General features: G+C 72.0%; 32 protein-coding genes. 9 read left to right on the top strand and 23 right to left on the bottom strand.

Going from position 1 to position 26,086, the window contains the following annotated elements:
• The first annotated feature begins 121 nt into the window (after positions 1 to 121).
• Positions 122 to 841 carry a hypothetical protein gene (locus IE255_RS31035; RefSeq protein ID WP_190053705.1) on the top strand — a complete coding sequence of 240 codons (720 nt, stop codon included), beginning with the start codon at positions 122 to 124 and terminating at the stop codon, positions 839 to 841.
• A 12-nt stretch (positions 842 to 853) separates the two neighbouring features.
• Here the strand turns inward: IE255_RS31035 and IE255_RS31040 are convergent, their stop codons facing one another.
• Positions 854 to 1,501 carry a class I SAM-dependent methyltransferase gene (locus IE255_RS31040; protein ID WP_190053706.1) on the bottom strand — a complete coding sequence of 216 codons (648 nt, stop codon included), beginning with the start codon at positions 1,499 to 1,501 and terminating at the stop codon, positions 854 to 856.
• A gap of 135 nt (positions 1,502 to 1,636) precedes the next feature.
• Here IE255_RS31040 and IE255_RS31045 point away from each other — a divergent pair, with 135 nt between their 5' ends.
• From IE255_RS31045 to IE255_RS31055, 3 genes are all read left to right on the top strand, one after another.
• Positions 1,637 to 2,158, top strand: a complete 522-nt coding sequence (locus IE255_RS31045; RefSeq protein WP_190053802.1) for a DUF2269 domain-containing protein — start codon at positions 1,637 to 1,639, stop codon at positions 2,156 to 2,158.
• Between the two features lie 93 nt (positions 2,159 to 2,251).
• Entirely contained in the window at positions 2,252 to 2,839 is a 588-nt protein-coding gene (locus IE255_RS31050) for a TetR/AcrR family transcriptional regulator (RefSeq protein ID WP_190053707.1), read from the top strand.
• Between the two features lie 4 nt (positions 2,840 to 2,843).
• Entirely contained in the window at positions 2,844 to 4,025 is a 1,182-nt protein-coding gene (locus tag IE255_RS31055; RefSeq protein WP_190053708.1) for a GDSL-type esterase/lipase family protein, read from the top strand.
• Positions 4,026 to 4,038: 13 nt separating this feature from the next.
• Here the strand turns inward: IE255_RS31055 and IE255_RS31060 are convergent, their stop codons facing one another.
• Both IE255_RS31060 and IE255_RS31065 read right to left on the bottom strand, forming a co-directional pair.
• A complete protein-coding gene (locus IE255_RS31060; protein ID WP_190053709.1) occupies positions 4,039 to 4,182 on the bottom strand; it encodes a hypothetical protein in 144 nt (47 codons plus the stop codon).
• Between the two features lie 360 nt (positions 4,183 to 4,542).
• The gene (locus IE255_RS31065) at positions 4,543 to 4,893 is read right to left on the bottom strand and encodes a winged helix-turn-helix transcriptional regulator (protein ID WP_190053710.1); all 351 of its coding nucleotides are present in this window, start codon (positions 4,891 to 4,893) and stop codon (positions 4,543 to 4,545) included.
• Positions 4,894 to 5,009: 116 nt separating this feature from the next.
• Between IE255_RS31065 and IE255_RS31070 the strand changes: the two genes are divergently transcribed.
• Positions 5,010 to 5,894, top strand: a complete 885-nt coding sequence (locus tag IE255_RS31070; RefSeq protein ID WP_267974281.1) for an NAD(P)-dependent oxidoreductase — start codon at positions 5,010 to 5,012, stop codon at positions 5,892 to 5,894.
• Between the two features lie 38 nt (positions 5,895 to 5,932).
• On the opposite strand, the gene IE255_RS31075 is transcribed toward IE255_RS31070, so the two are convergent.
• The 5 genes from IE255_RS31075 to IE255_RS31095 all read right to left on the bottom strand — a co-directional run bounded on the left by IE255_RS31075 (position 5,933) and on the right by IE255_RS31095 (position 12,626).
• Positions 5,933 to 7,954, bottom strand: coding sequence for a HelD family protein (locus tag IE255_RS31075; RefSeq protein ID WP_190053712.1), 2,022 nt, complete (start codon positions 7,952 to 7,954; stop codon positions 5,933 to 5,935).
• Positions 7,955 to 8,005: 51 nt separating this feature from the next.
• Positions 8,006 to 8,623, bottom strand: a complete 618-nt coding sequence (locus tag IE255_RS31080; RefSeq protein WP_190053713.1) for a TetR family transcriptional regulator — start codon at positions 8,621 to 8,623, stop codon at positions 8,006 to 8,008.
• Between the two features lie 33 nt (positions 8,624 to 8,656).
• The gene (locus IE255_RS31085) at positions 8,657 to 10,774 is read right to left on the bottom strand and encodes a phosphotransferase family protein (protein WP_190053714.1); all 2,118 of its coding nucleotides are present in this window, start codon (positions 10,772 to 10,774) and stop codon (positions 8,657 to 8,659) included.
• A 233-nt stretch (positions 10,775 to 11,007) separates the two neighbouring features.
• Positions 11,008 to 11,718, bottom strand: coding sequence for an HAD family hydrolase (locus IE255_RS31090; RefSeq protein WP_229906664.1), 711 nt, complete (start codon positions 11,716 to 11,718; stop codon positions 11,008 to 11,010).
• A gap of 29 nt (positions 11,719 to 11,747) precedes the next feature.
• Positions 11,748 to 12,626 carry a winged helix-turn-helix domain-containing protein gene (locus IE255_RS31095; RefSeq protein WP_190053716.1) on the bottom strand — a complete coding sequence of 293 codons (879 nt, stop codon included), beginning with the start codon at positions 12,624 to 12,626 and terminating at the stop codon, positions 11,748 to 11,750.
• Between the two features lie 147 nt (positions 12,627 to 12,773).
• Between IE255_RS31095 and IE255_RS31100 the strand changes: the two genes are divergently transcribed.
• Entirely contained in the window at positions 12,774 to 12,962 is a 189-nt protein-coding gene (locus tag IE255_RS31100; RefSeq protein ID WP_190053717.1) for a hypothetical protein, read from the top strand.
• Between the two features lies 1 nt (position 12,963).
• On the opposite strand, the gene IE255_RS31105 is transcribed toward IE255_RS31100, so the two are convergent.
• The 3 genes from IE255_RS31105 to IE255_RS31115 all read right to left on the bottom strand — a co-directional run bounded on the left by IE255_RS31105 (position 12,964) and on the right by IE255_RS31115 (position 16,099).
• The gene (locus IE255_RS31105; RefSeq protein WP_190053718.1) at positions 12,964 to 13,866 is read right to left on the bottom strand and encodes a FadR/GntR family transcriptional regulator; all 903 of its coding nucleotides are present in this window, start codon (positions 13,864 to 13,866) and stop codon (positions 12,964 to 12,966) included.
• Positions 13,867 to 14,129: 263 nt separating this feature from the next.
• A complete protein-coding gene (locus IE255_RS31110) occupies positions 14,130 to 15,392 on the bottom strand; it encodes a GNAT family N-acetyltransferase (protein WP_190053719.1) in 1,263 nt (420 codons plus the stop codon).
• Positions 15,393 to 15,466: 74 nt separating this feature from the next.
• Positions 15,467 to 16,099 carry an RsiG family protein gene (locus IE255_RS31115; protein ID WP_190053720.1) on the bottom strand — a complete coding sequence of 211 codons (633 nt, stop codon included), beginning with the start codon at positions 16,097 to 16,099 and terminating at the stop codon, positions 15,467 to 15,469.
• A 212-nt stretch (positions 16,100 to 16,311) separates the two neighbouring features.
• Here IE255_RS31115 and dtd point away from each other — a divergent pair, with 212 nt between their 5' ends.
• Positions 16,312 to 16,737 (top strand): D-aminoacyl-tRNA deacylase, encoded by a 426-nt coding sequence (dtd, locus tag IE255_RS31120; protein ID WP_190053721.1) that lies wholly within the window; start codon positions 16,312 to 16,314, stop codon positions 16,735 to 16,737.
• Between the two features lie 19 nt (positions 16,738 to 16,756).
• Here dtd and ygfZ read toward each other — a convergent pair whose 3' ends face one another.
• Genes ygfZ through IE255_RS31135 form a run of 3 tightly spaced genes read right to left on the bottom strand, consistent with a single transcriptional unit; the run spans position 16,757 to position 18,762 of the window.
• The gene (ygfZ, locus tag IE255_RS31125; RefSeq protein WP_190053722.1) at positions 16,757 to 17,722 is read right to left on the bottom strand and encodes a CAF17-like 4Fe-4S cluster assembly/insertion protein YgfZ; all 966 of its coding nucleotides are present in this window, start codon (positions 17,720 to 17,722) and stop codon (positions 16,757 to 16,759) included.
• Between the two features lie 10 nt (positions 17,723 to 17,732).
• On the bottom strand, positions 17,733 to 18,170 hold the full coding sequence (locus IE255_RS31130; RefSeq protein WP_190053723.1) for a Fur family transcriptional regulator: 438 nt from the start codon (positions 18,168 to 18,170) through the stop codon (positions 17,733 to 17,735).
• Positions 18,171 to 18,186: 16 nt separating this feature from the next.
• Positions 18,187 to 18,762 (bottom strand): heme-binding beta-barrel domain-containing protein, encoded by a 576-nt coding sequence (locus IE255_RS31135; protein WP_190053724.1) that lies wholly within the window; start codon positions 18,760 to 18,762, stop codon positions 18,187 to 18,189.
• Positions 18,763 to 18,978: 216 nt separating this feature from the next.
• Here IE255_RS31135 and IE255_RS31140 point away from each other — a divergent pair, with 216 nt between their 5' ends.
• Positions 18,979 to 19,341 carry a DsrE family protein gene (locus tag IE255_RS31140; protein ID WP_190053725.1) on the top strand — a complete coding sequence of 121 codons (363 nt, stop codon included), beginning with the start codon at positions 18,979 to 18,981 and terminating at the stop codon, positions 19,339 to 19,341.
• Here IE255_RS31140 and IE255_RS31145 read toward each other — a convergent pair.
• From IE255_RS31145 to IE255_RS31180, 9 genes are all read right to left on the bottom strand, one after another.
• Positions 19,335 to 19,721: a VOC family protein gene (locus IE255_RS31145; RefSeq protein ID WP_190053726.1), complete on the bottom strand. Its 387-nt coding sequence runs from the start codon at positions 19,719 to 19,721 to the stop codon at positions 19,335 to 19,337. The two genes, IE255_RS31140 and IE255_RS31145, sit on opposite strands and share 7 nt — an antisense overlap.
• Positions 19,722 to 19,758: 37 nt before the next feature.
• Positions 19,759 to 20,019, bottom strand: a complete 261-nt coding sequence (locus IE255_RS31150) for a DUF3099 domain-containing protein (RefSeq protein WP_190053727.1) — start codon at positions 20,017 to 20,019, stop codon at positions 19,759 to 19,761.
• 86 nt (positions 20,020 to 20,105) lie between these two features.
• The gene (locus tag IE255_RS31155) at positions 20,106 to 20,393 is read right to left on the bottom strand and encodes a DUF1416 domain-containing protein (RefSeq protein ID WP_031121416.1); all 288 of its coding nucleotides are present in this window, start codon (positions 20,391 to 20,393) and stop codon (positions 20,106 to 20,108) included.
• A 41-nt stretch (positions 20,394 to 20,434) separates the two neighbouring features.
• Complete coding sequence (locus tag IE255_RS31160) at positions 20,435 to 21,280, bottom strand: sulfurtransferase (RefSeq protein WP_190053728.1); 846 nt, start codon at positions 21,278 to 21,280, stop codon at positions 20,435 to 20,437.
• Between the two features lie 138 nt (positions 21,281 to 21,418).
• The gene (locus IE255_RS40440) at positions 21,419 to 21,499 is read right to left on the bottom strand and encodes a putative leader peptide (protein WP_350310325.1); all 81 of its coding nucleotides are present in this window, start codon (positions 21,497 to 21,499) and stop codon (positions 21,419 to 21,421) included.
• A gap of 203 nt (positions 21,500 to 21,702) precedes the next feature.
• A complete protein-coding gene (locus IE255_RS31165; protein WP_190053729.1) occupies positions 21,703 to 22,443 on the bottom strand; it encodes an LmeA family phospholipid-binding protein in 741 nt (246 codons plus the stop codon).
• Between the two features lie 348 nt (positions 22,444 to 22,791).
• Positions 22,792 to 23,901 (bottom strand): hypothetical protein, encoded by a 1,110-nt coding sequence (locus IE255_RS31170; protein ID WP_190053730.1) that lies wholly within the window; start codon positions 23,899 to 23,901, stop codon positions 22,792 to 22,794.
• 2 nt (positions 23,902 to 23,903) lie between these two features.
• Complete coding sequence (locus tag IE255_RS31175) at positions 23,904 to 24,158, bottom strand: MoaD/ThiS family protein (protein ID WP_190053731.1); 255 nt, start codon at positions 24,156 to 24,158, stop codon at positions 23,904 to 23,906.
• 56 nt (positions 24,159 to 24,214) lie between these two features.
• The gene (locus IE255_RS31180; protein ID WP_190053732.1) at positions 24,215 to 25,078 is read right to left on the bottom strand and encodes an alpha/beta hydrolase; all 864 of its coding nucleotides are present in this window, start codon (positions 25,076 to 25,078) and stop codon (positions 24,215 to 24,217) included.
• A gap of 171 nt (positions 25,079 to 25,249) precedes the next feature.
• On the opposite strand from IE255_RS31180, the gene IE255_RS31185 reads away from it, so the two are divergent.
• Positions 25,250 to 26,029, top strand: a complete 780-nt coding sequence (locus IE255_RS31185; RefSeq protein ID WP_190053733.1) for a response regulator transcription factor — start codon at positions 25,250 to 25,252, stop codon at positions 26,027 to 26,029.
• The last annotated feature ends 57 nt before the right edge of the window (positions 26,030 to 26,086 follow it).

Raw genomic sequence — 26,086 nt, forward strand, 5'->3', positions numbered from 1 at the left:
CCTTTCGGGCCGATCCGATCAGTGGGGACTCTCGCGAGGCACACACCCTAGAAGCGACCGTCGGGCCGACGGCCGGTAAATCGCTCGACGGGCCGGGCGCACGCGGTCATGATCCGCACTCGTGACGACTTCCCAGCGGTTCCTCGTCCGGGCGGCCGCCCGCGACAACGCCGAGTGGTGCGCGGCGATGTGCCGGGCGCACGGGATCGACGGGGAGTTCGGGGAGGAGGCCTGGGCCGCCGCGGCGCGCACGCCGCTCCTCTACCCCGACGCCGTGACGCTGGCGCCGGGCGCCGACCGGGACGCGCTCCTGGCCCGGATCGACACGGCGTCACCCGGCGCCTCGGTCAAGGACAGCTTCGCCGACCTCGATCTGACGGAGGCCGGCTTCCGGGTGCTGTTCGAGGCACAGTGGATCCACCGGCCGCCCGGGCCGCCCGCCGTGCCCCCGGATCTCACGTGGGACGTGGCGGGCGACCCGGAGACGCTGCGCGCCTGGGCACTGGCCTGGGACGACGGCGCCGGCCACGCGGACCTCTTCCGCACGGGGCTGCTCACCGACCCGGACGTCCTCATGCTGACCGGGCGGTCCGCCGACGGGCGCGTGGTCGCCGGAGCGGTGGCCCGGCGCGGCGACCACGTGGTCGGAGTGTCCAACGTCTTCGGACGGGACGGCGGGCCCGACGCCGCCTGGCCTCTCGTCCTGCACGCGCTCGACCGGCTCTGCCCCGCCCTGCCCGTGGTCGGATACGAGCAGGGCGACGACCTGGCGGCCGCCCTCCGGCACGGATTCGAGGCGGTCGGGCCGTTGCGGGTGTGGCTGCACGACCCGTCCGCCTGATCCGGGCCGGGGTCACTCCGGCTTGTACGCCAGGAACGTGCCGACCTGCCGCTTGGTCTCGCCCTCCGGTTCCTGCACCATCCGTGTCGTGACCACCAGCCCGGCCCGGTGCAGCAGGTCGGCGATCCGGTCCGGCGGCAGCAGGTACGACTCGTAGGACACCGGATGGCCGCCGTACGCGTGCGTGGGGCGCAGGTGCTCGTCCTCGCCCACATGGCCGGCCAGCATCAGCCGGCCGCCGGGCGCGAGGGTGCGGTGGAACTCGGCGAACACGGTCGGCAGCCACTGGGGCGGGGTGTGGTGCGTGGTGTAGTAGGCCAGGATGCCGCCAAGATCGCCGTCGCCGATGTCCAGCGCGGTCATCGAGCCGACGGTGAAGCGCAGTTCCGGGTACGCCGCCCGGGCCAGCTCGATCATCCGCGGCGACACGTCCACGCCGAACGCCCGCACGCCCAGGGCGGCCAGATGTGCCGTCACCTTGCCGGGGCCGCAGCCCAGGTCGGCGACCGGGCCCCGGTCCCGTACGAGATCGGCGAAGGCGGCCAGCATGGCGCGGGACACCGGGTCCAGCTCGGCCGGTTCCTTGACGCGCCGGGCGTAGTCGGCGGCGACGGCGTCGTAGGAGGCGCGGACGGCGGAGAGGTGGGGAGGTTCGGTCATGCCGCGACGCTAGGGGACGGCACTGACACAGCCTGCGGCACGCCCGTACGCCGAAGGAGTACACCCGGTTACTCCCGCCGTAAGACGACCCCGCCGCCCCGGCCCGGCACCGTGGTCAGCGTGAATCCGAAGCCGATGCCGAAACTCAGCCGCCCGGCGCGCCGGGCCGTCCTCGTCGTCCATGTCACCGCCTCCGCGAGCTGGCTCGGGCTCACGCTCGGGCTGCTCGCCCTCGGGACCACCGCGGTCACCACCGGGTCGGCCCCGACCGTGGAGGCGTCCGTCCGGGCCATGAAGCTCTTCGCCGACTGGCTCCTGCTCCCCGTCGCGCTCCTCACGCTCCTCAGCGGTCTGGTGCTGTCGCTGGGCACGGCGTGGGGCCTGGCGCGGCACCGATGGGTCTGTACGAAGTTCTGGCTGACCCTCGCCACGACCACCGCCACGGTGTTCGCCCTGCGCCCCGGGGTGAACTCGGCGGTCACCGCCGTCGCCGCGGGCGGGCCGCTGCCCGACGCCGGTGACGTGCTGTTCGGGCCGGTCGTCTCGCTGTCCGCGTACGTCTTCATGACGGTGATCTCCGTCCTGAAGCCGTGGGGCCTGACCAGGCGGGGAAGGCGACTGCGCACACCCGCCCGGCGCGCCCTCCAGGACGCCTGAGCCGTAACCGGATCCGTAACCGAATCTGTAACCGGATTTGCCTAAAGCTATTAGGCAGATGCACACTCTCTTCAGGCAGAAGGGAGTCGCCATATGGCACGGGTAGGCCTGACCGCGGAGCGTCTGACCCAGGCGGGCGCGGAACTCGCCGACGAGGTCGGCTTCGACCAGGTGACCGTCTCGGCGCTCGCCCGGCGGTTCGACGTCAAGGTCGCGAGCCTGTACTCGCACGTGAGGAACTCCCAGGACCTGAGGACCCGCATCGCCCTGCTCGCCCTCGCGGAACTCGCCGACCGGGCCGCCGACGCCCTGGCCGGACGGTCCGGCAAGGACGCGCTGACCGCCCTCGCGAACGTGTACCGCGACTACGCCCGGGAACACCCCGGCCGGTACGCCGCGGCCCAGCTGCGGCTCGACCCGCAGACGGCGGCGGCCAGCGCCGGCGTCCGGCACGCGCAGATGACCCGGGCCCTGCTGCGCGGCTACGACCTGACGGAACCGGACCAGACCCACGCGGTCCGGCTGCTGGGCAGCGTCTTCCACGGGTACGTGAGCCTGGAACTGGGCGGCGGCTTCAGCCACAGCGCCCCCGACACCGACGTGACCTGGATCCGCGTCCTCGACGCCCTCGACACCCTGCTGCGGAACTGGCCCCCGCCCCCCACGGAACCCCAAGGCTGACACCATGCGCACCGAGCACGACTGGATCACCACCCCCCTCACCCTGGAGCTGCTGCGCGGCGCTCTCGACCTGGAGCGCACCGAGCACGGGCTGCTCCCGCACCGGCTGCCCGCCCGGGCCCGCGCCCAGAACACCGACGCGCAGCTGGCCATGGCCGAGGCGCAGCCCTCCGGCGTCCGCCTGGCCTTCCGCACCGCCGCGACCGCCGTGGAACTGGACACGCTGCGCACCAAACGCGACTACATCGGGGCCCCGCCCCGCCCGGACGGGCTGTACGACCTGCTCGTCGACGGCCGTCCGGCCGGCCAGGCCGCCACGACCGGCGGCAACGTCCTCACGATCGACATGGCCACCTGGAACGCCGAGCTCACGCCCGGCCCGGTCGGCACCGTCCGCTTCACCGGCCTGCCCGAGGGCGACAAGGACGTCGAGATCTGGCTGCCGCACAACGAGACCACCGAGCTCGTCGCCCTGCGCACCGACGCGCCGGTCGAGCCCCTGCGGGACCGGGGCCGCCGGGTGTGGCTGCACCACGGCAGTTCCATCAGCCAGGGCTCGGACGCCGCCAGCCCCACGGCCATCTGGCCCGCGATCGCCGCGTCCCTCGGCGGGGTGGAGCTGATCAACCTCGGAATGGGCGGCAGCATGATGCTCGACCCGTTCACCGCGCGGACCATGCGGGACACCCCGGCGGACCTGATCAGCGTGAAGATCGGCATCAACATCGTCAACGGCGACGTGATGCGGCTGCGCGCCTTCGGCCCGGCCGTGCACGGTTTCCTCGACACGATCCGGGAGGGACACCCCGACACGCCGCTGCTGGTCGTCTCCTCCGTCCACTGCCCCATCCACGAGGACACGCCCGGCCCCAGCGCCCCGGACCTCGGCGAGATCGGCAAGGGCCGGCTGCGGTTCGCCGCGATGGGCGACCCGGCGGAGAAGGCCGCGGGCAAGCTCACGCTGGGCGTCATCCGCGAGGAGTTGTCCCGCATCGTGCGCCTGCGGGCGGCCGACGACCCGAACCTCCACTACCTCGACGGCCTCGACCTCTACGGCGCGTCCGACGCCGCCGAACTCCCCCTGCCCGACAACCTCCACCCGGACGCCGCGACCCACCGCCGCATCGGCGAACGCTTCGGCACCCTGGCCTTCGGCCCGGGAGGCCCCTTCACGGAACAGGGCTGAGCGGGGGCGGGTGTCAGGCGGGCTGGATGACCAGGGCCGTGACGGCGGCGCAGATTCCGGGCGGGTCGTCCGGAAGGCCCGCGAGGAACACTTGCCGCCCGGCCGCTGGGCGGGTGTGGGGGCCGGGGAGGGAGTAGTCGAGCGCGTCGGCGGTCACGGGTGGGGAGCGTAGGGAGCGGGTCGGCGGTCACGGGTGGGGAGCGTAGGGGGCGGGTCGGCCTGACCGCTCTCGACCCGGCCCCGCAGCACCACCCCCGCACCCCGGGGAACCGGGTCGTCGGCACCTCCCGCCACTTCGCCACCCTGACCTGCGCGCTACTGCGGGCCAGGGGCGCCCCCGCCCGGGCCCGCCTGTTCACGGACCCGCACTTCGCTGCGCCGCGGCAACTCGCCCCGGGCGGCCCCGCCGGCACCCACTTTTTTGTGGGTACTGGGCAACGCCCGAAGTCCCGGCCAAGCTGGTCGCAGGGCGGCCGGTGGGGCGGCGGAGCGGGACAGGACGGGGGTGACGTACAGGTCAGGAGGCCGGCCGGGTGGCCTCCGCCAGTTTCTCCAGGCGACGGTGGCCCCAGTCGGACAACGGGGCCAGCGCCTCGGCGAGTTCGCGGCCGAACGCGGTCAGGGAGTACACCGTCTTCGGCGGCAGGACGTCGTACACCTCCCGGTGCACCAGCCCGTCCGCCTCCATCTCCCGCAACGCCTCGGTCAGCACCTTCTCGGTGAGGCCGGGCAGTTGCCTGCGCAGCTCGCCCGGGCGGCGCGGACCCGACTCCAGCTGCCAGAGCAGGGTCGTCTTCCACTTGCCGTCGATCACGGCGATCGCGGCCGTCACTCCGCAGACGTTCGGATCCTGGCGCCGGCGCGTCATCCTCGCCCCTCTTCGTCATCCATGGTCGGCCCTGGAAAGCCATGGTCATCACTCTCGAAGGCGTTTCCAGCGTGTCCACGTACAGCACCTCCCCGTCCACGGGGTATTCCGGCCACCTGCCCGCCGAGGGCGCCGGCACGGTCACCGTCCTCGGTCTCGGCCCGATGGGCCGGGCCCTGACCGGGGCGTTCCTGGACGCGGGCCTGCGCACCACGGTCTGGAACCGCACACCGGGCCGGGACCGGGAGCTGCTCGACCGCGGTGCGGCAGGCGCCGCGTCGGCGGCGGAGGCGGTCGCCGCGAGCGAGGTGACCGTCGTCTGCGTGGTGAACTACGACGCCGCCGACGCCGTCCTGCGCCAGGACGAGGTCGCCGCCGCCCTCAAGGGCCGTACGGTCGTGAACCTGACGGCCGACACCCCGGCCCGGGCCCGGGACACCGCCGGCTGGGCCGCCGCGCACGGCATCCGCTACCTGGACGGCGCGATCATGACCCCGACGACGACCATCGGCACCCCCGACGCCGTCTTCCTGCACAGCGGACCGGCCGACCTCTACGAGGAACTGGCGTCCGTGCGCCAGGCGTTGGGCGGCACCCACACCCACCTGGGTGAGGAGCCGGGCCGGGCCGCGGCCTACGACATCGCTCTGCTCGACATCTTCTGGACGGCGATGGCGGGCTACGCGCACGCCCTGGCGGTGGCCCGCGCCGAGGGCGTCTCCGCGACCGAACTGGCGCCCTTCGCCCAGGGCATCGGCGCGATCCTGCCGCCGGTGTTCGCGGAGACCGCCGCGGACGCCGACGCCGGCACCTACTCCGGCGAGGGCAATCCGCTGACGTCGGCCGTGTCGTCCATGGCCCACATCGTCCACGTCTCGGAGGCGCACGGCATCGACGCCGGCGTCATGCGCGCGGCCGAGGGCATGGCCCGCCGAGCCATCGGCCTCGGCCACGGGGAGGACGGCTTCATCCGCATCGCGGAGGTCATCGGACGGCGGTGAGACAGGGCCGGGCAGTGTGGTGGTGGGTGCCACCCTGATCAGAAAGGCAGCGGCCTCCCCCGCACCACCTCCAGCCGCGACACCGCCCGCGTCAGCACCACGTACAGCCGGTGCAGCCCCCGTTCCTCCGCCTCGGCGACGGCCGCCGGCTCGACGGCCACGACATGGTCGTACTCCAGGCCCTTCACCACGCTCACCGGCACCAGGGACACCCGCGCGCCGGGTTCCTCGGGGCCCGCCGCCGCGATGCCCGCCGCGTCCAGTGCCGCCCGGACGCGGGGCACGTCCGCGTCCGCCGCGACGACCCCGACCGAGCCCTCCCGCCCCAGCGCGTCCCGTACGGCGTCCACGACCGCCGCGGGCACCCCGTCCGGAGTGGTCTCCCGCATCCGCAACTCGCCGTCGCCGCGCAGCGAACGGGCCGCCGGCACATCGACGTCCAGCCGCTCCAGCAGCCGGTTGGCCAGCCCGACCACCGCCTGCGGCACCCGGAAGCCGGTGGTCAGCTCGACCACGGCCGCGTCCGGCTTCCCCAGATGCGCCAGGACGGTGCGCCACGAGCGGGCCGCCCACGGCGTCGTCCCCTGCGCCAGGTCGCCCAGCACCGTCAGCGACCCGAAGGGCGCCCGGCGGGCGATGGCCCGGCACTCCATCGGGGACAGATCCTGTGCCTCGTCGACGACGACATGCCCGTACCCCTCCGGGTGCTCGATCAGCCCGGCCACCTCGTCGAGCAGCACCAGGTCGGCGGCCGACCAGCGCGCCGACTTCCACGACCGCGGCGGCCCGGCCCACAGCAGCGCCCGCTGCTCACCGGCATCGAGCAGCCCCTCGGCAGCGGACGCCAACACCGCCGGGTCGCCGAGCAGTTCGGCCACGACCTCCTCGGGCCGTACCCGGGGCCAGACGGCATCGACGTACGCCGACACCGGCCGCGCCCGCTCGACCCGGCGCACCCAGGCGTTGCCCGGCGGCCCGGCCCGCCGCTCGACCTGCTCGCGCAGACACCGCACGATCCGCGCCCGCACCCGTTCCCGCCCGACCCCGTACGGCGGTTCCTCCTCCCGCACGTCCGACACGATCCGCGCCAGTTCCGCCTCCGGCACCCGCCACCGGTACGACCCGTCCGGCACGGCCAGCGAACCGGCCCCCTCGGCGCGCACCCGCGCGTACAGCGCCCGCCGCAGCACCTCGGCCATCCGGGCGTCGTGCTTGACCACGGCGGCCGGCGTCTCGTCGACGGCCCGGACCGGATGCCGCGCGATCTCCTCGCCCAGCGTCGACTGCCGTACGCCGGTCTCGCCGAGGGCGGGCAGGACCTCCGCGATGTACGACAGGAAGGTGCGGTTGGGCCCGAGGATCAGCAGGCCGCCGCGCCGGACGCGCTGCGGGTGGGTGTAGAGCAGATACGCGGCCCGGTGCAGGCCGACGGCGGTCTTGCCGGTGCCGGGCGCGCCCTGCACGCACACCGACAGCGCGAGGTCCCCGCGTACGAGGTCGTCCTGCTCGGGCTGGATGGTCGCGGCGATGTCCCGCATGGGCCCGACGCGGGGCCGCTCGATCTCCCGGGCAACGATCTCGCTGGTCCGGGTCTCCCCCCGCCCCAGGTACTCGTCCTCCAGGCCGGTGAGATCCCCGGAGTCGCCCCGGCTGCCGGGCGCCCACCCGAACCGGCGGCGCACAGCGACGTCCTGCGGGTCACGGGCGGAGGCCTGGTAGAAGGCGCGCGAGACGGGGGCGCGCCAGTCCACGACGAGGGGCGGTTCGGCCGGGTGCTCGGAGATGCGCAGCCGCCCGATGTGCAGGCGCCCGCCCGCGCCCTCGAACTCCAGGGCCCCGAAGAACAGGGGCCCTTCGGGAAGCTCCCGCAGTTCCTTGGCCCGGCTGCGCAGCCGGTACCCGAGGACCTCGGCGTCGGCACCCGACGCGGAGACGTCCTCCCCGATGACGACCTGTTCACCGGCGCCCTCGACCATCGCGGCGAGGGCGGCCCGGCAGCGGTCGTGGTGGGCGCGTTCCTGGGTGAGGGCGTGCTGGAGGGCAGGTTCGGTCGACGTCATTCCACCGATCGTAAACGAAAAACGTGACCGAGTTAAATAAATTACCGAGTATTACGAGCGCTGGAGGCGCGGCGGCATCCCGGCCGCCAGCCTCCCGAAGGCCCGCTCGGCCGCCGCCACCGCCTCCGCCCGCACGTCCGCCGCCCGCTCCCCCGCCGCGATCCGCCGCCAGTTCTCCAGCGCGAGGACCCGCTGCACGGCCATGATCTGCCCGGCCGCGAGCCGAGCGTCCAGATCACCCCCGAGCACCTCGGCGAGCGCGGCCTCGGACCGCTCCTGGTGCGTGTGCGCCCGGGCGACCAGGGAGGGCGTCCCGTAGAGCAGGGCGTGGAAGGCCAGCACCTGGGGATCGTCGTTGAGCCCGGTCACGGGATCACCCCGCTCCAGCCCCGCCAGGAAGTGCCGCCGCAGCGCCTCCACGGGCGGCTCGCCGGACTCCGCCACCACCCGCGCGGCCTCCCCCTCGTGGTCGGCGATCCGGTACAGCACCAGATCCTCCTTGGCCGGGAAGTACCGGAACAGCGTCGGCTTGGAGATCTCGGCCGCCGCCGCCACCTCGGCGACGGACACCGCGTCGAAGCCCTTCTCCATGAACAGCCGGATGGCGATGTCCGACACGGTCTCGTACATCCGCCGCTTCTTGCGCTCACGCAGGCCGGTCTCGCTCATGGGGCGAGCCTACGCAGTGGGGCGACGAGCGCCCTAGGCGAGGGCGCGGGCGGGGCCGACGCCGGCCGGTCCGGCCTGGGGCAGGGCGCGGGCCAGCTCGACGGGCCGGGCCGGCAGGCCGAGGGAGGCTGTGGCGGCCGCCAGGGTCATGGCGTACGAGTCCACCGCCCTGCGCACGTTGGGCGCGTCCAGGCCGGCGCCCGTGACCAGCCGGTCGAGATCGACGTAGGCGGACCGGACGATCTCCACCCAGCGGTAGACCCGCCAGTCCCGCCGCCAGTCCCGGGTGTACTCGGCGGGCAGCGTCTCCTCCCACCGCCGGACCATGCGTTCCCGGATCTCCGGCCTGGTCGGGGTGAGGTGGATGTGCCGCACCAGGTCGTACAGCGGGTCGCCGACCATCGCCATCTCCCAGTCGATGATGGTGAGGGCCAGACGGTCGCGCCGGGAGTGGCGGACGAGGTTCCAGGGGTTGAGGTCGCCGTGCAGCAGGGCGTGCCGGCGCGGGGTGACGCGGTGCCGGGCGAGGATCTCGCTCAGCCGGTCGGCGTCCGGCAGCCCCAGCGCCTTGGCCAGCTGCTGCGACTCCTTGGGCAGCCCCCGGACCAGGGCGACCAGCTGCTGGCTGAGCCAGGTGTAGAAGTCCCACGCCCCGGCGAGGGGGTCGAGCCCGGTGTAGTCGACCCGGGTCAGCTGCCCGAGCTGGTACACGAGCCCGTCCGCCTCGTGCGGCAGCAGGCCGTTCACCGGGTGGCTGGGGGGCCGGTCGCTGTGCAGCGGTCCGACGTAGGTGTGCACGGCGAAGGCGTCCCCGCCGTGGCTCCTGCCCAGTGCCAGCACCCGGGGGGCCGTCACGTCGACCTCGGAGCGCGCGATGGCGCGCAGCACGGCGTGCTCGCTGAGGTGGCTCGGCTCCCGGCGGCAGAACGAGGCGATCCTCCGCCGCACCACCACGGGCACGTCGACGCCCGGCACGCGGACCACGGAGTTGAGGTGCGCGGTGCCCTTGAAGACCCGGCCGGCCGGGGCCGTGCCCTCGGCGACCAGGGCGTCGCGTACGGCGGTGTACGGGAAGTCGGGGTGCTCCGGCACGCGCTTGTCGGGCGTCCAGGTGAGCGTCGGGACCGGGCGGAAGCCGGTGGGCCGCCGGTGCCGGGAGTCCCGCCGGCGCAGCAGCACCCGCTCGATCTCCGTCTCGGACGGCACCCTGGCCAGCCCGAGCGGCTCGGCGGCGGACTCCAGCGCCCGGTGCACGGTGGCCGTGGCCTCGGCCAGGCTCCGGTCGTCGAGCCGGTCGTCCAGCGACGTGGCGGCACGCAGCACGTCCGGATAGACCGACTGGGCCCGTTCGAAGGCGACGTAGTGGCGCAGGTCCCTGGCCAGGCCCTTGACCGCCGAGGGCCGGCACTCCTCCATGGCCTCGGCCCAGGCCTGCTGGACCTCGTCCCACTGCGACGCCGGGTACCGCATCCGGACCAGGTGCGTCGCGAGCTCGTGCAGCGGGTCGCCGTAGGTGGCCAGCTCCCAGTCGACGCAGGCGATGGACCGGTCCTCCGCGGCGACGATGAGGTTGGCGCGGTGCAGGTCCGTGTGGAGCAGGGTGTACGGCCGTCGCGCCATGGCGGGAATCCGCTCGGCCAGCCTGGTCAGGGCGTCGGCGGGCACTCCCAGGGCCTCGAACATCCCGCCGAAGGCGCTCCAGTTGGGCTGCCGGATCTGCCGGTCGGCCAGGTGGGCCAGGGTGCGCAGGAAGCCCCGGCTGTCCTTGTCGCTGCTCGGCCGTACGCCCGGCACGGGCGGCAGGGCCTCCCTGCGGACCTGGGACATCCGGGCGACCGTCCGCATCAGCGACGTGATCAGGGGGCGTTCGACCGGTTCGCCGTTCCCGCGGAGGCGGGAGAGCGGGACGCCCTCCACATAGCTGTGGACCGCTGAACCGTTCCGCCTGGCCAGGCATTCCGGCGTCCTGGGCAGCACGCCGTTGATGGCCCGGAGGACGTCGGGCTCTTTCCAGGTCCGGATCACCACGGGCAGCGCGTTCCGGACCCGCACCCGCACTATCGCCGGGGTACCCGCCTCACGCCGCACGTACCGGGCCATGGGCTCGGTCAGGGGCAACACGAAGTTCCGGTTGTGATGGCCGTCGTACATCACGCCGTCTGTCTTCGCCCGCCGCACGAACTCCCCGTAAGGATCGTGCGCGGGGAACCTCCCCGGGGGAGGTGGGGGAACCGGCTGCGCGGGCACCGGCTGCTCCTGGATCAAAGTGCGAGGCTCCGGAAAGTTTTGCAGAGCCTATCGCCGCACCGATGCCCCCACGACTCGAGCCCGGCGATCCCTGGTCTCAATGAGGTAACCGTGACGGTGGGTCACCTGTGTGCGGATCAGCCCATGCCCTTCAGCGCGACCAGCACCTCTTCCAGGGAGCGCACGATATGGGTCGGGGCGACGCCCGCGGCCACCAGCGCGTCCGCCTTCCGGTCGTCGCGCGCGTAGCCGAGGAACGGGACGTGCAGTTCCTGCGCCGCCTGGTAGTCCGTCCTGGCGTCGCCCAGCATGAGCGCCTGCGAGGGGTCCGCGCCCAGGGCCTTGAGGGCCTGGGACAGGCAGTGCGGGTGGGGCTTCATCTGGTCGAGGTCCTTGGTGCGCCCGTATATGTAGGGGAAGCAGCCCTTGAGGTACCGGGTCTCGATGTAGGAGGCCGCCGCGAGCGCGGAGTTGTTCGTGGTGATGGCGAATCTCGCACCCAGCGCCGACCACGTTCTGATCAGCGGATCCGCGTACGGCGTGGGCAGCGCGGTGGGAACGGCGGTGAGTTCCTGCTGGGTCAGCCAGTCCTCCAGCAGGGTGATCAGGTCGCTGTCCGGATGCCGTTCGTTCACACCCAGCAGCACGGCCTGGGGATCGGGGTCGAAACGTTCCTTCTCCTTGAGCAGCCCGCCCAGCCCCAGCCGTTGGATCAGCTTCACCAGCTCCCGGGCCACGTCGTCCGCCGGGTGACCGGCGAACAGCCGGCAGATCGGCCCGTCCAGGTCCCAGAGGACGTAACGAACAGGAGCGAGCAGCTTCCGCAGTTCTTCGGTCGATGCCATCACCGGACCAGTCTGCGTCGTATCAGAAGTCACTAGGAGAGTGTCAGGTCCGTCGTGATGGTTTCCCAGAGGGCGTCGAACCACTTCTGGGATTCCTGCACGAACGCCGCGTCCCGCCGGCCCGACCGCTTCACGAAGGAGAAAAGGAGGGACTGGGAGCCGAGGACGTCGTACATGTCCAGGGTCTGGCTGCCCCACTCCTCCGCGCGCCTGGTCAGCATGTAGTAACCGATCAGCGCCTCCTCCCCGTTGAGGAGGTACAGCTTCACCGGCGGGGTGAAGGGCAGCGCCCGGAAAGTGACATGGACGTCGATGCCGTGCGTGGAGCGCAGCGCCAGCAGGTTGTGCTGGAGCACCTGCCCCTGCGCGTTGCGCATCGACAGCCAGCGCTCGTGGACCGGGTTGTCGTCGCCGTGCGCCTCCACGGGGACAGGGAAGGCCAGTTCGATGTCCCGGGACGGGACGAGGATGCGGACGTCGATCGACTCGGGGCGGATGCGGCCCTCGTGGATCAGCCGGAGCGGCTCGCCGATGGCGACCATCAGCGTCTCCGCGGTGTGGCAGACGACGTCGACACGGACCCGCGGGGCCGAGAACGCCTCCGTCAGCCGCGGCGCCAGCCCCACCATGGTCGGCTGGGGCTCGCCCCGGGCCGGGGCGGGTGCGGCGATGCGCGGCGGGCTGCCCTTGCTGACGTTGGTCAGGAGTCCGTCCTCCTGGAGTGCCCGCAGGGCCTGGCGGACGGCACCGCGTTCCACGCCGAACTCCTCCGCCAGTTCGGCCTGGGTGGGCAGGCGGTCCCCCGGCTTCAGCTCACCGGCGCGGATACGTTCCCGCAGGCGGTCGGCGATCTCCTGGGGCGAGAGCCTTCTGCTGCCGTTCACTGCCACGTTCTCCTGAGTCACGACCAAACGCTACAACTCTGATCCATCTGGCGGGAGATGCTTGAAAGTTGTTTATAGCTAGGAGCCAAGTGGGGACAACTTAAGCATAGTTGGTTGCCAACTTCTCAGAGTTGGCGGAAGTTTTGCTTCCGAACTTCCGAAGGGGGAACACCGATGCCAGCCCTCGCTCTCCTCTCCGCCGCCTTCGTCGTCGCCTTCGAGCAGCTCGTCGAGTGGAAGTACGGCCCGGCCGGCATCGTCGGCCTCCTCCTTCTCACCGTGGGCATCAAGGCCAAGAGCCCGGCGGTCAGCTCCGCCGGAGCGGTCGTGCTCGCGCTGCTGATGACCGGCCCTGCCCGATAAGTCAGCTGGTGAGCACCAGCTCCGAACTGATCGTCTCCCACAGTGCGTTGAACCACAGGTGCGACTGCTCCACGAACGTCGTGTCGCGCAGGCCCGGCCCCTGCCGGAAGGAGAACAGCATCGACTGGGTGCCCTGGGCGTCGTACATCTCCAGGTGCTCGTGGTCGATCTCGGCCTCCCGGCGCGTCAGCGTGTAGTACGCGAACAGCGCCTCCGTGCCATTGAGCAGGTACAGCTTCACCGGCGGCGTGAAGGGCAGCGCCCGGAAAGTGACATGGACGTCGATGCCGTGCGTGGAGCGCAGCGCCAGCAGATTGTGCCGGAGCACCTGCCCCTGCGCGTTGCGCATCGACAGCCAGCGCTCGTGCACCCAGTCGTCGCCGCGCCCCTCGACCGGCACCGGGAAGGCGAGGTCGATGTCCCGGCTCGGCAGCAGGACCCGGACGTCGACCTTGGCCGGTTTCAGCCGTCCGGCGTGGATCTGGCGCAGCGGCTCGCCGATCGCGAGCGTGAGGGAGATCGACGTCAGGCACACGGCGTCGATCTCCACGTGCTCCGCCGCGAACGCCGCCGCGATCCGGGGCGCGAGGGCCACCGTCGTGGGCAGCGGCGGGGCTTCCGGGCCGGTCAGCGCCCCGGCGGGGTCGGGAGCGACGGTCGCCGGGCTGCCCTTGGAGACGTTGGTGAGCAACTGCTCGGACTGCAGGATGCGCAGCGCCTGGCGCACCGCACCGCGCTCGACGCCGAACTCCTGTGCCAGCTGAGCCTGGGTGGGCATGCGTTCACCCGGCCGCAGCGCCCCTGACCTGATCCGGGCGCGCAGCTCGTCGGCCACCTCGTGATGTGTCCTCTGTGGCCGTTGCGACCTCTTCCGTCCATTGACGGGGGCGTGTTCCGGGTCCACACTCCAACGCTACAACTTCCCGCCATCTTTCGGCAGTTCACGGGAAGGTGGTTATGAGCCGCTTCCAAGCGGAGATAAGTACAGTGAAGTTGGTCGCCAACTTGAGCGACATGGTCAGACCTTCAGGAGGTTGGCCACCCGCCACGGGACTCCCTTCCGGAGGGGAGCCGGGAGCCCCGCCAGATCAGCACCACCGCACAACAACCACAACCGAACAGCTCGCTACGGATGCGGGTCCCTGTCCACCGGCAGAAGGGAGCGGCTCAGAACAGGTCCGGGCACCACGGCCGCCTGGACGTACGCAGCAGGGCGTCGGCCTTCCGGGCGGCGCCCGCTCGTTCTTCCCGCACCCGCCCCGCCGCCGCCAGCCGCACCGCCGACTCGTCCCCGAGCCACAGCGCCCCCAAGTCACCGAGACCGAGCGCGAGTTCCGCACTCCGCGTCGTCGGCGTACAGGACGCCCCCGCGGCGGAGGCCTCCAGCCGGTAGCGCCCGCCGGTCAGTCCGTCCACGCCGGCGACCTCCAGCACCAGCGTCCCCTCCCCCTCGTACGTCCGCGCCTCCAGGGCCCGTTCGACGTCGAGGATCCGCACCCACAGCCAGTCCGCCAGCGACGTGATCCCGGCCGCCCGCGGATCCGGCAGGAACAGCGGGAGCAGATCGTCCGGCGCCCGCCGGCCGCTCCTGACCCGCACGACCCAGTCGATGGAGCAGAGGTACTGCCACAGGGCCCGCTCCGCGGCCGGGGTCACGCCGATCAGCCACCTCACGGTCGCCGTGTTCAACGGCTGCTTGGCCTCACCCCAGTTGTCGTCCACGTCGTACGCGGCCATGCCTTCGACCTCGCCGGACGCCGAGCGGTACACGGCGAAGAAGGGCAGCGTCCACGACGGGTCGACCCGTACGGCGCCGGTGTCCCACTTCCACCACGACTCGTCCCGGTCGACGGCGCCGGGCTGGACACGGCACAGCCGCTCGTGCAGGTCGGGGCCGAGCTTGCGGACCTCCTCGCCGTCCACCAGGTCGATCCGCCCGCCGTCCGCAGGGCCCGCCCAGCGGGCGTCGAGGCCGGCGCGCGGCACGTCGACGGTCCACTCGGCCGTCCAGGCAGCCGGCCCGAAGCCGTACCGGCCGTAGATCGGGTACTCGGCGGCGATCAGCGTCGCGACGACGTCACCGCGGTCCTTGGCGGCCGCCAGGTCCCGCGCCATCATCCGGCTGAGCAGCCCGCGGCGCCGGTGCGTGGCGGTGACGGTGACCCCCGAGACGGCGTGGGCCGGGACGATCACCCCGCCCACGGCCGTGAGCCTCTGATCGAAGGAGCGGAACGTCGCCACACACCGGCCGCCGTCGAAGGCACCGAGGTAGCGGCCCGGGACGAACCGCGCGCGACGCCCCTCGATCTCCTCCTCGGACACGGCGGGCACCCGCAGGAAGCCGGTGTTCACGGCCCGCAGCCAGTCGGCGAACTCGGCCTCGGTGATCGGGCGTACGTCGATGCCGTCGGCACCGGAAGTGGGGGCCATGGCCTCACGCTAAGGGGAGGGCCGGTCGGTGTCGCGTCAATATCCGACCGGCCCTCCCCGACGCCCCAAGGCGCTCACACCAGCAGGTCGTCGACCTGCGCCTCCCCTTCCCGGTACCGGCGGGTGATCTCCGCGCTGCACTCGTCGGCCGTGCGCTGGAGCCGCTGGCGGCGCCGGGAGACCTGCTGCTCGTAGCGCACGAGCCGCCCGAGCCCGGTGTTCAGCTCCAGGTCCGTGCGCGCGCCCAGGTCGGACAGCTCGACCTCGGCGAGCATCTCGGCGGCCAGCCGCCGGTACTCCTCGCCCTGGGGCGTGCCCAGGGTCACGTGCCGGGCGGAGGAGCGGTGCCGGGCCGGGGCGTCCCGCAGGATCTCCGCGAGCCGCTCGACGACGGACGCCTCCGCGGGTGCCGTGACGGAGGCGGCGCCCTGCGGGGTACGGCGTGCCAGTTCCGCGCGGAGGATGTCGATCCGCCCCTGGAGCAGCCGCCGCAGGTAGCTGAGGTCGGCCTCGTCGCGCTGGGCCTCGCGGCGCAGCGTGCGCAGCTCGGTCAGGCGCAGCCCGGTCAGGTCGTGCTCGGGAGTGTCCGAGGGCAGCCGCGGGCTGTCTGTGCGCTGCGTGGGGGGCCGGTGGTACTCCGGCGCCCCGATCCCCGTGTACGTCGACCAGACAGCCCCCGGCTGCTGCCCGGTGCTTGGTGTGCTCATGTGCCTCAACCGTCCCCTCGACCGGTGTGTGAATGCATCGTGCCACCCCAACTGGCCGCTATGGGAACGAGTGCCCCCGATAGACCCCAGATGGGCGGTTAAGCAGCAAAATACGGCCGTGCGCGGCCCGTTGGCGCCCGGCGCAAACCACCCTTTCGGGCCATGCGCGCACCGACCGCGGCGCCGACATCACCGCCCTGCATGATGGACGTATGCGAGCAGTGGTGCAGAGGGTGGACGGCGCGAGCGTCGTCGTGGACGGCGAGACCGTGGGGGAGATCGAGGGCGAGGGGCTGTGCGTCCTCGTCGGCGTCACCCACGAGGACACCAAGGAGAAGGCGGCCCAGCTGGCCCGCAAGCTCTGGTCGATCCGCATGCTGCACGAGGAGAAGTCGTGCAGCGACATCGACGCCCCGCTGCTGGTGATCAGCCAGTTCACCCTCTACGGAGACGCCCGCAAGGGCCGCCGCCCCACCTGGAACGCGGCCGCCCCCGGCGACATCGCCGAACCCCTCGTGGACGAGGTGGTCGCCCAGCTGCGCTCGCTGGGCGCGACGGTGGCCACGGGCCGCTTCGGCGCGGCCATGCGCGTATCACTGACGAACGACGGCCCGTTCACCGTGCTGATCGAGATCTGACCCGAAAGAATGACAAGCTCTACGGCTCGACGACGACTTCCTGGGCCGCGGCCGTGTCGCCGGCCACCAGGGGCGCGTCCACGGGCACGTTCCGCTTCACCAGGGCGAGGGCGACCGGGCCCAGCTCGTGGTGACGCGCGGAGGTCGTGATGAAGCCGATCTTCCGGCCGTCGGGGCCGTCCTCCGCGAGCCGCAGCTCGGTCCCGGCCACCGGCAGGTGGACCTCGCTGCCGTCCAGGTGCAGGAAGACCAGCCGGCGCGGCGGCTTGCCCAGGTTCTGCACCCGGGCGACCGTCTCCTGGCCCCGGTAGCAGCCCTTCTGGAGGTGCACCGCCGAGCCGATCCAGCCCAGCTCGTGCGGGATGGTGCGGTGGTCGGTCTCGAAACCGAGCCGGGGCCGGTGCTGCTCCACGCGCAGCGCCTCGTAGGCGAGGATCCCGGCGGGCGGCCCGGCCTGCGCGGCGTACGCCTCCAGGTCGGCGCGGGGCAGGAACAGGTCCCGGCCGTGCGGTGTCTCCCGTACGACCACGCCCTCGGGCACCTCGGCGATGGAGCCGGCCGGCAGGTGCACCACCGCGATGTCGGCCGTCCGGTCGGCGACCTCGACCTTGTAGAAGAACTTCATCGACTCCAGGTACGCGATCAGCGCCTCCTGGGTGCCGGGCTCCACATGGGCCCAGACCGTCCCGCCGTCGTCGACGAGGTACAGCGCGTGCTCGATGTGGCCGTTCGCGGAGAGGATCAGCGACTCGGTGGCCCGGCCCGGGGGCAGCTCGCTGACGTGCTGGGTGAGCAGCAGGTGCAGCCAGGTGAGCCGGTCCTCGCCGGTGACGGTGACGACCCCCCGGTGCGAGAGGTCCACGAAGCCGGTGCCGTCGGCGAGGGCGCGCTGCTCACGGAACAGGTCGCCGTAGTGGGCGGCGACGCCTTCGTCCACGCCCTCGGCGGGGACGGCGCCGGGCAGGGTCAGCAGGGGGCTCTTCATATCCGTAAGCCTACGACTCGGTAGTTGAAGCCTTGAGCGTGCAGTCCTCGCACCGGCCGAAGATCGCGAAGTGCTTCATGTCGGTGTCGAACCCGAACTCGGCACGCAGCTTGGCGGTGAACTCGGCGGCCACGGAGACGTCGGCCTCGATGACGTTCTGGCAGTCCCGGCACACCAGGTGGATGTGGTGGTGCCGGTCCGCGAGGTGGTACGTCGGCGCCCCGTGCCCCAGATGCGCGTGGCTGACCAGCCCGAGCTCCTCCAGGAGCTCCAGCGTCCGGTACACCGTGGAAATGTTGACCCCCGACGCCGTCTTCCTCACTTCCACGAGGATGTCGTCGGGGGTCGCGTGCTCCAGGGTGTCCACGGCTTCGAGCACGAGTTGCCGCTGCGGGGTCAGCCGGTAGCCGCGCTGCCGCAGATCGCTCTTCCAGTCGGTGCTCACCACACGGACGAGTCTAGAACTACTTGAAGAAAGCGATGCCGTCGTCCGGCAGGTCGTCCGGCAGGGCCTTGGCCCAGCGCTCGACCTCCTCCGGGGTGACGACCTTCTTCAGGTGGGCCGACATGTAGGGGCGCAGCTCGACCTCGGGGGTCTGCTTCTCGCCGACCCACATCAGGTCGCTCTTGACGTAGCCGTACAGCCGCTTGCCGCCGGTGTAGGGCTGGGAGGCGGCCGTGCGGGCCACCGCGTCGGTCACGAGGTCGATCTGCGGCTTCTTGTCGGCCAGCTCGCCGTACCAGATCTCGATGACGCCGTCGTCGCGGGTCATCGTCACCTCGACCTTGCGGTCGGCGTCGACGCGCCAGTAGCCGTGCTCGGACTCCAGCGGGCGGACCTTGTTGCCGTCCTTGTCCAGCACCCAGGTGTGGGAGTGGTACTCCAGGAAGTCCCGGCCGTCGTGCGTGAAGGTGACCTCCTGCCCGAAGTTGCACTTCTCGGAGCCGGGGAAGTCGTGCACACCGGCCCCCGCCCAGTTGCCGAGCAGGAAGGCGAGCGGGACGAGGTCCTTGTGGAGGTCGGACGGGATCTCGATCATCAGAACTTCCTAGACGTGGGTCAGCGCTGGCCCTGGTACAGCTTCTTCACGGTCAGTCCGGCGAAGGCGAGGACGCCGACGGCGACCAGGACCAACAGGATTTCGAAGAAAAGCTCCACGGGGTGCTCCTTGAGCGGGGTGCGGATGTGTGCACAGGGCCGGCCCCAGCTTACGCGGGCCCCTTCGGCCCTACGATTCCGGACTACGATTCCGGCTATGGCGAAGAAGCTCGTGATCAAGGTGACGGCCGGGGCGGACGCCCCCGAGCGGTGCTCCCAGGCGTTCACGGTGGCGGCGGTGGCGGTGGCCAGCGGCGTCGACGTGTCCCTGTGGCTGACCGGCGAGTCCTCCTGGTTCGCCCTCCCCGGCCGCGCCGCCGAGTTCGAGCTGCCGCACGCGGCGCCGCTGCCCGACCTGCTCGACTCGGTCCTCGCGGCCGGCCGCGTCACCCTGTGCACGCAGTGCGCGGCCCGGCGCGAGATCACGGAGAAGGACGTCATCGAGGGCGTCCGTATCGCGGGCGCGCAGGTCTTCGTCCAGGAAGCGCTGGCGGACGAGACTCAGGCGCTCGTCTACTGAGACTCCTGCGCCGTCTCCGTGTAGAGGCAGAACGGGTGGCCCACCGGGTCCAGGAGCACCCGGACGTGGGCCTGCGGCTGGAACCCGGCGAGACGCGCGCCCTCGGCGACGGCCCGCGCGGTCTCCCGCTCCAGGTCGTCGACCTCGATGTCGAGGTGGGTCATCATCTGCTGCCGGTCCGGGCGGCTCGGCCAGACGGGCGGCACGAAGACGGGCTCGCTCTGGAAGGACAGCCCCGTACCGCCGTCCGGCGGCCGGATGTGCACCCAGTCGGGGCCGTCCTCGTCCCGCCAGACGCCCCAGCCGGGCAGCAGCCGTAAGTAGAAGTCCGCGAGTTCCCGGGCGTTCGGTGCGTCCAGCACTGCCGCTGTCAGTCTCATGAGGCCGGGATACCCCCCGCGGGCGAGAAGACGCCGCTCACCTCGGCCGCTTCTTGCCGTCCAGCTCGTCCCACCACTCGTCGGACTGGGGGTCGCCGGAGGGGTCGTCCCACCAGCGGTCCTCGGGCCCGCGCCGGTTGGCGACCATGGCCGCCACGGGCGGGATGACCATGGCGACGACGCACATCCCCACGGCCACGGGAATCGACCACAGCCGCACGACACCCCACGCCAGGACGAAGAGGCCGATGCAGAGGCCCATCATCGCGAAGTACGTGTGCCGTCGCCGTGCGTACATACGTCCAGCGTAGGTCCGGGCACGCCGAAGGGCCGCACCCCAGGCGTCCAACCCGAGGGGTGCGGCCCTTCGAGGACCGGTCGCCGTCAGACGGCGATCGCGACCTCCGCCAGGCCGCCCTTCTGGGCGACGACCGTGCGGTCGGCGGTGGCGCCGGGCACGAGGGCGCGGACGGTCCAGGTGCCCTCGGCCGCGTAGAAGCGGAACTGTCCGGTCGCCGAGGTCGGCACCTCGGCCGTGAACTCGCCGGTCGAGTCCAGCAGACGGACGTAGCCCACCACGGGCTCGCCGTCCTTGGTCACCTGACCCTGGATCGTGGTCTCACCGGGCTTGATCGTCGAGGCGTCGGGGCCGCCGGCCTTCGCACCACACATGTCGTACTCCTGAAGAGGTCTGGAAAGGTCGGTCGGGTCTCTTACTTGTTGGCGCCGAGCTCGATCGGCACGCCCACCAGGGAGCCGTACTCGGTCCAGGAGCCGTCGTAGTTCTTGACGTTCTCCACGCCGAGCAGCTCGTGCAGCACGAACCAGGTCAGCGCGGAGCGCTCACCGATGCGGCAGTAGGCGATGGTGTCCTTGGCCAGGTCGACGCTCTCCTCGGCGTAGAGGGCCTTGAGCTCCTCGTCCGACTTGAAGGTGCCGTCGTCGTTGGCGTTCTTGGACCACGGGATGTTGCGGGCGCTGGGCACGTGGCCGGGGCGCTGGGACTGCTCCTGCGGCAGGTGGGCCGGGGCGAGCAGCTTGCCCGAGAACTCGTCGGGCGAGCGCACGTCGACGAGGTTCTGCGACCCGATGGCGGCCACGACGTCGTCGCGGAAGGCGCGGATCGACGTGTCCTGCGGCTTGGCCTTGTAGTCCGTCTTCGCGCGCTCCGGCACCTCGGTGCCGTCGACCAGCTCGCGGGCGTCGAGCTCCCACTTCTTGCGGCCGCCGTCGAGGAGCTTGACGTTCTCGTGGCCGTACAGCTTGAAGTACCAGTACGCGTAGGAGGCGAACCAGTTGTTGTTGCCGCCGTAGAGGACCACGGTGTGGTCGTTGGCGATGCCCTTCTCCGACAGGAGCTTCTCGAAGCCCTCCTGGTCGACGAAGTCACGGCGGACCGGGTCCTGGAGGTCCTTGGTCCAGTCGATGCGGATCGCGTTCTTGATGTGGTTCTTGTCGTACGCGGACGTGTCCTCGTCCACCTCGACGATCGCGATGGTCGGGTCGTCCAGGTGCTCCTGAAGCCAGTCGGCGTCGACCAGGACGTCGCTGCGGCTCATGCTCTTTCTCCTCCGGGGCAGTTACGGCGGGGCGTGCGAGGTCTGCGGGGCGCGCGCCCATGACGAGGGCGGCGCACGGGTGCCCTTGATGCAGGGCGGCGGGGATGCGCGCGCCGGCTCACGGGCCGACGCGGTCGCTCAGAAGGTGCGACAGAGCATGGCGGCGACGCGGCACAGGTCTACTGCCCGCCGCTTCGTGAGATCCGCCTGTCGCTTCATGCCGTCGATCGTAGGGACGGCAGGGCGGGCGTGTCACCGGTGTGTCGCATACTGAGACGAGATGGTCCGGGATGTGGGATCAGCAGACTGTCAAAGCGGTCACCGCAAGGGCTCCCGCCGACTGTATCCGCCGTCACATCTACGCTGCGGACGCCGCCGTCTCGCCCACCGGACAGGGCGGGTCGATCCCGCCGTGCCCGTTCCTACCCGGCGAGCCGGACGTCGGAACCCTTCACCGTGATCTCGACGCCACCCGGAGCCGCCTGGACCTTGTCCAGCTGGATGCCGCCGGGCAGGCCGTCGATCTTCTGCTGGAAGTCGGTGATCGCCCGGACCCGGTTCTCGGCGAGGTCGACACCGGCGAAATCGGGCAGGCCGTCGGCCTTCACGCGCACGGTGTCGCCGTCGACCACCGTCACCGTGCTGAGCACCGAGACCGGCTCGGGCAGCTTGGTGCCGAGCACGGTGGCCTCGACGGTGACCTTGATCTTGCCGTTGCCGCCGTCGGAGAGGCCGACGACGTTGGCGGTGACGCCCGGGGCGACCTGGGTGGGCTCGGACTTCGCCGTCTTCAGCAGCTCGTCGTAGGCGATGGTCGCGGTGCCGGTGGCGCTGGTGGCGGTGGCGGAGCTGTAGTCGCCGGAGAACTCGACGCCCTTCATGTCGGCCCGGAGGTCGTCGATACGGATCTTCTGGGCGCCGTTGCCCGCGGCGGCCTCGTAGTTCTTGATGCCGACCTCGATGTCGTCCAGGGAGCCGCCGACGACCTGGGTGAGGAACGGGAAGCCCTTGATGCTGACGTCGGGGGTCGTCGCGAGGTTCTCCGTCGTCTTCAGCCGGTCGGCGGCCTCGCCCTCGGCGAAGTTCACGGCGACGCGGTCGGCGATGACGAAGAGTCCGCCCAGGATCACTATGAAGATCAGCAGTATTCGCAGTGCGCGCATGCGGTGTTTCCCCCACCTAGGCGGTCGTGACGGCGGTCATCCCTGACGACCCGGGTGGCCGTCCCAGCGTGAGGGTAACTCCGTGTCCGGTGAGGGGCCTGGGATTGTCGATCACCTGTGACAGCTGCGAGGCGTTGATGCCGGGGCCGGGTGGGTGCGCAGCCCGGCGGAGCGGGGTGCCGCTTCTTTGGGACGGGCGCCGCCCTTAGCGGCACGATTGCCCGCAGCTCAGCGGACCCGCAGCGGTTGGCGCGTCAACGGACAGTCAGTCGGCGTCCGACCCCATCGCGCCGTTCCGAGGACGGACACCCCCCGGCGCGGCCCCGACCCACACCCGGCGAATAGGCGCTACGCCAGCGCCCGCCCCAGCACGTAGACGACCGGCGCCGCCCCCGCCAACGGCAGAGCCACCCCCGCCGTGAAGTGGACGAAGCGGGACGGGTAGTCGTAGCTCGCGACCCGGTGGCCGATCAGGGCGCAGGCCGCCGCGCCCGCGCCCAGCAGGGCGCCCGACGTGCCCAGGCCCGTCAGCGAGCCGGCCGCGACACCACCGCCCGCCGCCGCGAGCAGCGCCACCACCACCGACGCCACCGTCGGCAACGGCAGGGCGCGCGCCAGGACGGCGACGGCCACGGCCACCGCACCCACCGTCACCGCGTCCGCGTCGGCCGCGAGGTACCCGCCCGCCACGATCGCCAGCGCCGACGCCGCGACCGTCGCCATCAGGCCGTACATCCGCTCGTCCGGGTCGGCGTGGGACCGCAGCTGGAGCACCAGCGCGAGCAGCACCCACACCCCCAGCGTCCCCAGGATCGCCGCCGGCGAGCGTCCCGAGGCCAGCAGCGCGGCATCCGCGGCCAGCGCCCCCGCGAAGCCCAGCGCGATGCCCTGCCGCGCCGGCCACATCCCGTTCAGCCGGAACCAGCCCGCCGCGGTGACGGCCTGGAGCACGACGAGCGGCACCAGCAGCGCGTACGTCCCGACCGCCGCGGCACCGGCCAGCAGCAGCCCCAGCAGCGCGGTCAGCGCGGCCGGCTGCATCCCGGGCTCGATGATCGGCGACCGCCCCTCCGCCCGGGCCCGCTGCGCGTCCGTGACGCGGGTGTTCCCGCCGAGGGAGGGTGGCCCGTACTCGGGAGCGGGGCCGGAAGCCTCGGCGACCTCAGCAGGAGCCGGGGCCGGAGCGGGCGCCGGAGCCGCGTACCCCTGCTGCGGCAGATACGCGGTCTCGGCGGCAGCCGGCGCGGACACCGGCTGGTGCGTCTGCGTCTCCCACGTCTGCCCCTGCCACTGCTGCGTGTACTGCTGCGCGGCGTGCGGATCCTCGTACGCGGGATACCCCTGGTTCCCCTGATACCCCTGGTTCCCCTGCCCGGGCCACGCCTGCTGCTGCCCATAGGAGCCGTAGCCGTCATAGCCGTCGTAACTCTCGTAACCGTCATACGGCTGGTTGGTCATCGTCACCCTCCTGCGAACGGCGGGAGCACCTCGACCGTGCCGCCGTCGGCCAGCCGTACCGTCTCATGGTCGCGGGTGCCCACGGGGTCACCGTCCACGAGGAACGAGCATCGCCGCAGGACGCGCTCCAGTTCCCCGGGGTGTCGCGCGCGCACCCCCGCGAGCGCCTCGGCGAGCGTGGCCGCCTCGTACGGCTCCTCGGCCACCCCGGCCGCGGCCTTGGCGGCGGCCCAGTAGCGCACCGTGACCTTTGGCATCTGCTTCCTCAATCGCACAGTCACAACGGACTCACCCGATGGTGGCCACCGTCAGGCTAGCCCGCCCGGCCGACGACCCACTCCCCGATCCGGGCCAGCAGCTCGTCGCTCGCCGCGTGCTCGGCATGCCCCATGCCGGGCTCCAGCCACAGTTCGCCCTGGTCACCGGCGGCCGCGGCCAGCATGCGCGGATGGTCGACGGGAAAGTAGCCGTCGGCGTCGCCGTGCACGATCAGCAGCGGGGTGGGGGCGATCCGCGGCACGGCCTGCACCGGCGACAGCGGCACCGGGTCCCAGTCCCGGTGGTGAATGCGCGTACGGAAGCCGTACCGCCCCACCACGCGCCCCTCGGGCCGCGTCACCAGCCAGTGCAGCCGCCGCATGGGGGCGGTGCCCCGGTAGTACCACCGGGCCGGCGCGCTCACCGACACCACCGCGTCCGTCCCCGTCCCGCCGCCCGCCTCGTGCAGCGCCGCGTGCCGCAGCGCCACCGAGCCGCCCATGGAGAACCCCACCGTGCCCACGCGCGCGTGCCCGAGCTCCCGCGCCCAGCGCACCGCCGCCGCCAGGTCGAGCACCTCCCGGTCCCCGACCGTGGACCGCCCGCCGGACGCCCCGTGTCCCCGGAAGGAGAACGTGACGACGGCCCCGTACGGGGTGAAGGCCTGGGCCACCCGCCGCACGTGCGGCCGGTCGACGGCACCGGTGAAGCCGTGGGCGATGACGAACACGGGGTGAGCGGAAGGCGTCCGGGAGCCGTCGTATACAGCCGCTCCCGGGTCGTATACGGCGTCGATCGTCACGCCGTCCGAGGTGCGCAGAAACCTCCGCGCGGGCCTCCGCACAGACGCTCCACAAGTCGTCTCGGAGTGCGGACGATCGATGGAACGCGCCACATGACCTGCCGGACCAGAGCTCATGTGGGCTATTCTGCTGGGCAGAGGACTCGGGCAGCGTAGCCCCCGGGTCCTTTTGTGCTTTCGGAAGCGTTGTATACGACGCGGGAAACCGCAGGTGTACGGGCCTTCGGGATCGCAGAGCAGTGCTGTGCCAACAAACGTCCTCGCAGGGACCGAGGAGGAACCAGACGTATGAGTTCTCTGCTGCTCCTGACCAACGCCCTCCAGCCGTCGACGGAGGTGCTCCCCGCCCTCGGCCTGCTCCTGCACAACGTGCGGGTGGCCCCCGCGGAGGGCCCCGCCCTCGTCGACACCCCCGGCGCCGACGTCATCCTCGTCGACGGCCGGCGCGACCTGCCGCAGGTGCGCAGCCTGTGCCAGCTGCTGCGCTCCACCGGGCCGGGCTGCCCGCTGATCCTCGTCGTCACCGAGGGCGGTCTCGCCGCCGTCACCGCGGACTGGGGCATCGACGACGTCCTGCTCGACACCGCCGGCCCCGCGGAGGTCGAGGCGCGGCTGCGGCTGGCCATGGGCCGGCAGCAGATCGTCAGCGACGACTCCCCGATGGAGATCCGCAACGGCGACCTGTCGGTCGACGAGGCGACGTACTCGGCCAAGCTCAAGGGCCGGGTCCTCGACCTCACCTTCAAGGAGTTCGAGCTGCTGAAGTACCTCGCGCAGCACCCCGGCCGCGTCTTCACGCGCGCCCAGCTGCTCCAGGAGGTCTGGGGCTACGACTACTTCGGCGGCACCCGCACGGTCGACGTGCACGTACGGCGGCTGCGCGCCAAGCTCGGCCCCGAGCACGAGTCGCTCATCGGCACCGTCCGGAACGTCGGTTATCGATTTGTTACGCCGGAGAAGGTCGAGCGCGCCGCCGAGGAGGCGAAGGCCAAAGCAGCCAAGGCAAAGGCGGACAAGACGGACGAGTCGGCCGCCCTGGACGCCGCCGAGGTCCGCGCCGAGGCGTGACAGGCATATCCCGGCGCCGACCTGGGCATCGCTCTCCGCGGAGCGTGCGCCGGACGG

It is taken from the genome of Streptomyces lomondensis (genome assembly GCF_014651035.1).
GTDB lineage: Bacteria > Actinomycetota > Actinomycetes > Streptomycetales > Streptomycetaceae > Streptomyces > Streptomyces lomondensis.